Origin of the sequence: Pseudovibrio sp. W64, assembly GCF_001623145.1 — a bacterium.
Lineage (GTDB): Bacteria > Pseudomonadota > Alphaproteobacteria > Rhizobiales > Stappiaceae > Pseudovibrio.
Genome location: NZ_LMCI01000036.1, coordinates 3,225 through 11,096 on the forward strand (window position 1 = coordinate 3,225; position 7,872 = coordinate 11,096).

12 protein-coding genes are annotated in these 7,872 nt (G+C 47.7%); 10 read left to right on the forward strand and 2 right to left on the reverse strand.

The features are described 5' to 3' along the window. The 10 genes from PsW64_RS27965 to PsW64_RS16420 form a co-directional block, all read left to right on the forward strand. Positions 1-802 (forward strand): bacteriophage T4 gp5 trimerisation domain-containing protein (locus PsW64_RS27965; protein WP_446737470.1); only part of this gene is annotated, 802 nt, incomplete at its 5' end. An 11-nt stretch (positions 803-813) separates the two neighbouring features. Further along, entirely contained in the window at positions 814-1,197 is a 384-nt protein-coding gene (locus tag PsW64_RS16385) for a hypothetical protein (protein WP_063304272.1), read from the forward strand. A 2-nt stretch (positions 1,198-1,199) separates the two neighbouring features. Continuing rightward, positions 1,200-2,171 carry a hypothetical protein gene (locus PsW64_RS16390; protein WP_063304273.1) on the forward strand — a complete coding sequence of 324 codons (972 nt, stop codon included), beginning with the start codon at positions 1,200-1,202 and terminating at the stop codon, positions 2,169-2,171. Continuing rightward, positions 2,165-2,554, forward strand: a complete 390-nt coding sequence (locus PsW64_RS16395; protein WP_063304274.1) for a DNA/RNA non-specific endonuclease — start codon at positions 2,165-2,167, stop codon at positions 2,552-2,554. The genes PsW64_RS16390 and PsW64_RS16395 overlap by 7 nt, the downstream gene beginning before the upstream one ends. Positions 2,555-2,565: 11 nt before the next feature. Then, a complete protein-coding gene (locus PsW64_RS16400) occupies positions 2,566-2,970 on the forward strand; it encodes a hypothetical protein (RefSeq protein WP_193757815.1) in 405 nt (134 codons plus the stop codon). Positions 2,971-2,998: 28 nt separating this feature from the next. Next, positions 2,999-3,484: an SMI1/KNR4 family protein gene (locus PsW64_RS16405; protein WP_063304276.1), complete on the forward strand. Its 486-nt coding sequence runs from the start codon at positions 2,999-3,001 to the stop codon at positions 3,482-3,484. Positions 3,485-3,551: 67 nt separating this feature from the next. Next, a complete protein-coding gene (locus PsW64_RS16410; RefSeq protein WP_063304277.1) occupies positions 3,552-4,055 on the forward strand; it encodes a hypothetical protein in 504 nt (167 codons plus the stop codon). A 6-nt stretch (positions 4,056-4,061) separates the two neighbouring features. Continuing rightward, positions 4,062-4,721 (forward strand): endonuclease V, encoded by a 660-nt coding sequence (locus tag PsW64_RS16415; RefSeq protein WP_063304278.1) that lies wholly within the window; start codon positions 4,062-4,064, stop codon positions 4,719-4,721. A 9-nt stretch (positions 4,722-4,730) separates the two neighbouring features. Continuing rightward, positions 4,731-5,021: a PAAR domain-containing protein gene (locus PsW64_RS27180; protein WP_082831139.1), complete on the forward strand. Its 291-nt coding sequence runs from the start codon at positions 4,731-4,733 to the stop codon at positions 5,019-5,021. Continuing rightward, positions 5,002-5,391 carry a hypothetical protein gene (locus PsW64_RS16420; protein WP_153042385.1) on the forward strand — a complete coding sequence of 130 codons (390 nt, stop codon included), beginning with the start codon at positions 5,002-5,004 and terminating at the stop codon, positions 5,389-5,391. The genes PsW64_RS27180 and PsW64_RS16420 overlap by 20 nt, the downstream gene beginning before the upstream one ends. A 397-nt stretch (positions 5,392-5,788) precedes the next feature. Here the strand turns inward: PsW64_RS16420 and PsW64_RS16425 are convergent, their stop codons facing one another. Both PsW64_RS16425 and PsW64_RS16430 read right to left on the reverse strand, forming a co-directional pair. Continuing rightward, positions 5,789-6,094, reverse strand: coding sequence for a hypothetical protein (locus PsW64_RS16425; protein ID WP_208980843.1), 306 nt, complete (start codon positions 6,092-6,094; stop codon positions 5,789-5,791). Between the two features lie 15 nt (positions 6,095-6,109). Continuing rightward, positions 6,110-7,303, reverse strand: a complete 1,194-nt coding sequence (locus PsW64_RS16430; protein WP_063289393.1) for an NnrS family protein — start codon at positions 7,301-7,303, stop codon at positions 6,110-6,112. Positions 7,304-7,872: the final 569 nt, after the last annotated feature.

Genomic DNA, 7,872 nt, shown 5'->3' on the forward strand with positions numbered 1-7,872 from the left:
CATCATCACAGGCAGAACCTACCACAACAACAACAAGTCACCTTACCAACTGCCGGACCACAAAACTAAAATGGTCATTAGGTCCGACAGCCATAAAGGAGACGGGTTTAATGAGATCTCATTTGAGGATCAGTCCGGTGAAGAGCAGATCTATGTCCATGCCCAAAAAGACCAGGATATTCACGTCGAAAACAACCGCGCCAAGCGTGTTGATGTGAACCAGTCAGAAAGCATCGGCCACAACAAATCCATCGAAGTGGGCAACAGCCACCACGAAGTGATTGGCGGCAACATGACGCTCATGGTTGGTCCCAACAAGCTTCAGCAGTTCGTCACCGAGAAATTTAAAGCCGTAGAAAAAGCTCTTGGCAAGAAAATCGGCGGTATTGCCGGAACCCTCGGCAAGTTCGGCCTCAACATGGGCGAAGGCAATCTTGTCATCGGCGTTGGCAAAAACAAAGCTGAGACCGTGATGGTGTCTTCAACGGAGATTGTTGGAGCTGCAAAGTCTGTCACAGTAGGAGGAGGCCTTCAAGTTGCTGTTGGCGGGATCAAGAACGAGAGTGTTGCAATCGGCTCCTGGCAAGAGGTTGGCCAGAACAAGGTAACGGTTGTCGGCCAGAAATACGAAATCATTGTCGGCAAATCGAAATTGGTGATGGAGGCAGACGGCACCATTACCCTCGAAGGGGTCAACATTAAAATCAATGCGGCGGAAAAACTTGAGGAAGAAGCAAAAGACATCCATCTGACCGGCTCCTCTCAGATCGTCCAAAAGGGCGGCAAGATCAAATTGAACTAGGGAGAGTGGTCATGGCTATTAAGATGCTCTCCCCTGAATGGGAAGCCTTACAAAAAGAAAATGTCAAACTGCGTGATAGCAACCGCAAACGGTTCTTTTCTGAGCTAGGAATAACTCCAGCTAAGGAAATGAGCGAAATTGATATGGGGGCTTCAACCCGCCTTGGCAAAATGCAATCGCTTATCAAAACTACGCTGGCAGGAAAGGAAAATGATGGTGAGCTGCAAAACATCACTCAGCTGGCAAGTTCAATTCTTGGCGAATTTACCCCCGGATTTATGACGCACGGGGGACCATCACTTGCCTTCAACATCGCTGATATGCATCCGAGGATTTTGCGTGGCTTTTTCATTACTGAGCACCTGACAGCTTATGAAAGCTCAAGGGAGGATTAAAGATGGAACTATTGCCTCTTCGTCCTTTAAGTACGGCGGGCTCATCAACTGGTGTTGCAACTGATTTTACTGAGGGTAATCAGGGCGATAATAAATGTTCGTATGCTGACTATGTTGAGAAGCAATTTTGGGAATATGTTGCTCAAATAGAGCTTGTTTACATGTTGGCAACCGATGAGGAGACCCGCGAACTTCTCGTCGAGGCGATTAAAAAGTCCGCCCGTGAAGGGGCGATCTATACCCTGAATAGTTACGGGCAATATCTGGCGAGCAGATCAGCTGCTACTCAGTTTCGGGATCTGGCAGATTTATATTTTCCAAACATTGAAGAAAAAGTAGCACGGGGCCATGTCGATAACGATACTTACAATGCCTATTTGGACCACCTTGCTCGCGCAAATAAGATTGAAAGAGAAGGCCGCCAAGCAAAAAACGATGCTGATGCATTTGTAAAAGATGCCGCTGATAAATTTTATAAGGAACTGACACAGCGACTCGAAGAATGTGGTTGGTTTTATGCTTCAGCAACGCTTGCAACTGATGCTGCTTTAATCGCGGCTGAAGCCCTTGCAACCGCTGGTATCGGGGTTGCTGCCTTAAAAGGGCTTCGCCTGTCTGCAAACATTGTCACCAAGGGAGCAAAGAAAGCAGGAGAAAAGGCGATCCCTGTAGCTGTGGCTGCCCAGATCCATCTTCAATCCGGTGCTGTTGTCACAAAGACATTCAGTATAGCCCATCTGAAGGGGCGATATGGTACGCCCATGGAGCATCATGCCGGCACTCTGGCAAAGGAGAAAAACCGTGGTCGCTCTGATGGGGACGACGAAAAGGATGAAATCGAGCAGAGCGGAAAAGACACACGGCCTAAAACCAAAAAGACAACAAGAACTAGAGGCAACAACACCAATGAAATAGAATATGATGCAGAAACAGGGCGCCCGATACGAGCTAAAGGCGTGTTAAAGGCGTGTTAAAGGAAGACTTTGGTTCGAGCAAGCGAGGCGACAACGCTACCAAAATTGGCAAGCTTGGAGACCCAGGCGATCAAGGTGGGCACTTGGCCGGGCACCGTTTTATGGGGGATACTCCGGATGAAGGCATTGCACCACAAGCTGGCAACCTCAATCAGGGAGCCTGGAAAACCATGGAAAATGAGTGGGCGGACTGGATCAAAAAAGGCTACCAGGTCGAGTACGACATTAAAGTCATACCTCCTGGAGCCGTTCGGCCAGATGCTTTCGATGTTAGCTATAAGGTAGTCGATCCCAAAACAGGTAAAATGCGGTATAAAGATAAACCTAGTTTCGAAAACGAAGCAGGTGAAACCTTCGATCGAATATATTTTCGAGATATTTAGAAGTAGGAATGATGTCAGAGAATTTAGAGCACCTATCGAATATTGCGCGCGCTGTAATTCAGGCGGAAGATTTTCTAGAAGATACACCAGATTTCCCTTGGTCAGAATTTTCGATAGTTTTTTACAGCAATGACAAAGGTAAACTTGGAGGTTCATTTGGATACGCATATGATGCTTCAGGCGACTATGAAGCTTTTGCAATATCAGTTAGACCAATACGTCAAATAATTGCGGACTATCGAGATTGGCTTGCCAAGGATACTGATAAAGGATTCATGCAAATGCTGTTTCAGTTTAACAGAGACAGTGGGCAGGTTCAAGCTGACTTTGAGTATGATGATCCTATGCGCTGGAAAGTTACACCAAACAATATTGACGACATGATTGAAGAGCTACGGCCCAATCTTGGTGAGTAGAGGCTTTTCTTGTAAGGCGTGTAGTACTATGGCGATGGTTGAATACAAACTCCTTTGCAAACCAAATACGTCTCTTGATATTTATGATGAAGAAGCATTTAGGGAGGCTAAAGTTCCATTTGGCCTTTTGCAATTGCCAGACAATCTCTATCAGTTCCTTCGGATGAACAATGGTGGCACACCTGTAAAACAGCTCTTTCTGGTGTCAGACGAGCATGTTTTTACAATCATGACTTTCCTTTATTTATTTGTTCCTAGGGGGAAGGAGTGGGAGGCACGGATTGCAACAGAAATTCAGCTTCTTGAAGTGCTCAAGTCTTCAAACTTTGCGGAGTACATGCTGTTTCCGTTCGCAAGAACCCACACACGAGCCATCATTGCTTACAGCCTCTCAAGAGCAACACCTGGAGAAATAGTTCTGATTGAGCCTTCTGAGGGAAGTGAAAGACTAGACTTCTCGAGAGTTAATCGGATCTGTTCATCCTTGGAGAGTTTCATCATCTCAGCAAGATGAAAGTACTTAAATAGATCTAGCTGTGAAAGCGTAATTCGAGTGCGGTTTAGGGATTTGGAATAGATAATTGACCAAATATATTAAACGTATTAGCTATAAATTTGATCTTTATAACGAAAGTGATCTTTTCGTAACATACGATGATAAACCTTTTACAGGTGTATTGTTTTGTGAAGAAGATGGTGTTCTTGTTGGAGAGGAGAGTGTAGTTGGGGGTGTGAGGAATGGTTTTGCACTTGATTACTTCTCAAATATGCAAGTCGAAGGAATTCAGCAAGTACAGTCGGACTGCAGTATAGGTATTGATGCACGATGGAACGAGAATGGTGAACTTATATTTGCAAGAAAAAAATGGGGTGGACTGACCGTTGAGGAACTAAGTAGCGAGGGAGGGGTACTGGTTTATGAGAAAAAAGCAACTAACGAAGAAGTTGCAAGACGACTGACTTCAAAGGTATTCAACATGTACCCATTCAGAAAAGAATCCATTTATGATCTTCTTGCTGAAGCCGAAGAAAAAATTAAGAATGGTACAGTGTTTGAAGATCCGAGATTGTATAGTGAAGGGTAGAGAACTTTGTCTTCACTCTCACCAAATTTAAAGCTGTATTTACATGAGCAAAAGAAACTATCTGAGCGCGTTATCTTAGAGGATTGCGTCAATGCGGTAAACTTAGTTGCTGGTGTTGATGTTTCCTATAGCAATGATGGTAAGTATGCTTGTGCCGTCATTATCGTTCTTGATGCAGAAACGCGAGAAGTATGCGAACAGGTTCACAGTGTTGGTATTCCAGATTTTCCGTATGTACCTCAATTTCTCGCCTATCGAGAAATGCCGCTCGTGAGCGAAGCTTATTGCCAGCTCTCAAGACGGCCTGACTTATTCTTTTACGATGGCAATGGTACGTTGCATGCTCAAAAATGTGGGGCAGCAAGCCACTTTGGTGTTGTCTTTGATGTTCCAGTCATTGGTTGTGCCAAGAATGCCTCAACTTCAATCACAAGAATTTCTGGAAACAGAGGTGATCACTCTCCGATCATCGAAAACGGAACTGTGTTAGGTGAGCAGCTTGTTACTCAAAATGGAGTAAAGCCTCTCTATATTTCAGTAGGGCACAAAATTAGTTTGAAACGCTCTATTCAAGAAACTTTGAACTTCGCGCCGGATTACCGCCTGCCTGAGCCAATCCGTCAGGCAGATCAATTATCTCGATCTATTTTGAAATCAATTTATTAAGGATTTGCGATGCCAGCTGCATATAGAAAAGGCGATATCGCCGCAGGCCATGGGTGCTTTCCGCCTACGCCGTCGTCCGCTGGAAGCCCTGATGTGTTTGTAAATGCTATTGCTGTGGTGTGTGTCGGTGACGGCGTTATCTCGCATGGTTGCGGCAATTGTCCGCCTCATCCTCGTTCCATGTCAGCGGGATCTGGATCCGTGTTCGTCAATGGCCGTGCAGTGTGCCGAGTGGGCGATGCTGTTGGGTGTGGTGGCTCTGCTTCCGCTGGATCGGGGGATGTTGAAATTGGTGGCTGATCAAGACACATCAAAGCCTGGAGTATTTGACTTAGGAGAAGGCCTCACACCGGTAGATATATGGCAAGGCCTTCATGCCAGCGAACCTCTCTGGATTGCGTCTGCGGGCGTTGAGGGCGGCAAAGAAAATCAGACCCGTATTGACGAGACAGATCTAAGCCTTCTGAAGAAACTAGGATCCTTCCCTGCGAAAAGATGGACTCAGATGTGTGATGGCATCGGCTGGACGGCGCTCGGCGCGGTAGCATTGTCCTGGTGCCAAAGTTCTAACGATCAAGCCTTCAAAGTCGCTTGGTCGAGCGCAGTGAACGATGAAAAACTCAGTGATAGTCAAACGCGGGCATTAAAGTTGGCAAAGGCTCACGATTAAGATGATGCTCGTTTCACCTGAGTTTGTATCGTAAGAGTACCCTGATTACTTTTACGTCCTGTTCAAGCGTTGGGATGACAGAAACTAAAAGTTCTGCGTCAACACTACGTCAACCGCCCTACGCATTTTAAGCTGTACATAACGCCGTTTGTTGTCGTGTATTTCGTTAACGTTTTGTGAAAGTTGCAAAGCGGTATCAGTCGCTTGTTGGCTAACTTATTGAAAAATAATAATAGTAAATTTTGCTACATTAGGGGATCGTAACATGAAGATCGTAGGTTCAAATCCTACCCCCGCAACCAAAGATACAAACCCGTTATCACCAAGATGACGGGTTTTTTGTTGTCTAAATTTTGAAATAACGACAACTCCGATTACCGCACACTAGCCCTCATCTTTAAATGACTTGTCGCCATAGATGAAGCGGGGGCCGCGGCCGTAGCTGGAGGCCGGCGTCGCCGGCGTTGTAGAGCTCGCATTTGTCCAGAGACAGGCAACCACACCCCATACAGCCTTCCAGCTGCGTTCTCAGGTTCTCCATGCGTGCAATGCGCTCATTCAGATGAACTTTGAACTGCTGGCTCAAGCGTTGCCACTCAGCTTTGTTTGGCGCGCGGCCCGGGGGAAGTGTCCCGAGTTGATTACATCCGCCGTGACTTAGTTTGATAGGTAAGAAAGGTCGGAGTTTAATATCTTCAGCCACAGGGGCAACTCCCCCTCACTTCTTCCCCCACGCCAACAGTGGTCCGAAGGTCGCCACGTAAACCACAAATGCCAGGATCCATGCTAGCGCTGACACATCGTAAAGCCTTGTTGCGAGGTCTGGGAATAGGCCTGCGGAGAAGCGGAGGAGGACTGATGTGGCCATTGCGCAGTAGAGGAAGGTGGCACCGCGGCTTGCTTTGAGCTCCTGACCAGTATGGCCGAGGGTTGCGCGGGTCATGACGGCTAAAGTCATCATACCCAGAACGCCAGCCATAAGCAGGTGTTGGGCTCCGGTGATGTCCAGTAGGTCTGGCAGGAGGATGGCAAAGCCAAGTGCAAGCAGGCCCAAGGGCATAAACAGATAGCTTGCATGCAGCACCAGAACCAGAGGTTCCTTGAAGGTATACTGCCCTTTCCAGCGAACCAGACGCACAAAGTGCAGCGCTCCGGCAATTAAAAGTATCACGCCCGCAAGCCAATGATCTTGAAGCGCAGTCCAGACAAGCAGTGCGATCAGGAGGGCAAGCAGTGAGATCTTGTCGAACACCTGCATCGGACTCGCTGGCAGGCTCTTGCTGCCTTGCTTCACCAGCCAGTTACGGGTGAAGGAGGGGATGATCCGCCCACCGATCAGGCCAACCATCAGAACCATGGTGGAGATACCCAGACGCATACCATAGCCCTGCGCTGCGTACCCATCGCTCCAGGCTTCCCAATGGAACAACAGGTTGGATGCAATGAGCACGCCCAGCAAACCCAGCACGATAAGGTTGCGCCAGTTTTTGCCTGCCATAATTTCACGCAGGCACGCAATGGCCAGCACCAATGGCATTGCAACGTCAAGCGCGGCAACAACGCCTGCAGGAAGATAGGCACCGAACAAGATTGCGGCACGGCCAATCACCCAAAGGCTGAACAGGACAATGAGCGGCCTGCCCACAATGGGCATCCGCCCGGTCCAGTTGGGAATAGCGGTCAGCAAAAACCCAGCAACAACGGCGCTTAGATAGCCGAAAAGGAACTCATGGGCGTGCCATGAGACCGGATCAAACGCAATCGGCAGCTCGATGTGCCCGGAAACGAGTGGTATCCAGAGCAGCATAAGCACGATTGCCCAGACTGCGCTGGCGAGGAAGAACGGCCTGAACCCATAGCTGAATAGTACAGGGCCTTGCCAGGATCTGACTTGTTCCATAGTGGTCGACATGAGGCGCTCTTTTGGCTTTATTGATGCGCGTGTGCACATTCAGTGATCGATGCGTTAGAGCGCGTTCCGTTTGATTGCATTCAATCAAACGACAAGAATTCGCTCCACCAAAGATGCTAGAGCGCGATGCGTAAATGAAAATGAACGCAACGTGCTCTAGCTTTTACAGTCAGCTTCATCAATCTAACTCACCATGTCCTTGACTATTATTAAGTGCACTCTGCATTTAAAGAATGTTCCCGAAAAGCGGTTTCGGTTTTCGGGTGAGAATATGCCTGGTCTAGAGCGTGTTCCCGAAAAGTGGTTCCGGTTTTTGGATAAGAATACGCGCAAAATTAAAGAGTTAGAGCTTGGTGCGTGAATGCATATGAACGCAACATGCTCTAATGAGAGGAGAGTGTCTCGATACGTCAGCTCGTCCAGGATATCTCTTAGCTGGCTTAGGACAATACAAGCACTGAAACCACCACATGGCCTCCCATGCAGTGTTGAACCAGAATTCCCGGAAGCCGGGATGAGCAAGGCGGCAGGCAATACCTGCGCTATTTGTTAGTAATGAGTCTTCGGCA

What these genes read in the sequence shown, in the direction of transcription:
- PsW64_RS16385 (WP_063304272.1), top strand. Translation starts at nt 814, where the DNA reads ATGGCTATTAAGATGCTCTCCCCTGAATGGGAAGCCTTACAAAAAGAA.
- PsW64_RS16390 (WP_063304273.1), top strand. Translation starts at nt 1,200, where the DNA reads ATGGAACTATTGCCTCTTCGTCCTTTAAGTACGGCGGGCTCATCAACT.
- PsW64_RS16400 (WP_193757815.1), top strand. Translation starts at nt 2,566, where the DNA reads ATGTCAGAGAATTTAGAGCACCTATCGAATATTGCGCGCGCTGTAATT.
- PsW64_RS16405 (WP_063304276.1), top strand. Translation starts at nt 2,999, where the DNA reads ATGGCGATGGTTGAATACAAACTCCTTTGCAAACCAAATACGTCTCTT.
- PsW64_RS27180 (WP_082831139.1), top strand. Translation starts at nt 4,731, where the DNA reads ATGCCAGCTGCATATAGAAAAGGCGATATCGCCGCAGGCCATGGGTGC.
- PsW64_RS16420 (WP_153042385.1), top strand. Translation starts at nt 5,002, where the DNA reads ATGTTGAAATTGGTGGCTGATCAAGACACATCAAAGCCTGGAGTATTT.
- PsW64_RS16430 (WP_063289393.1), bottom strand. Translation starts at nt 7,303, where the DNA reads ATGTCGACCACTATGGAACAAGTCAGATCCTGGCAAGGCCCTGTACTA.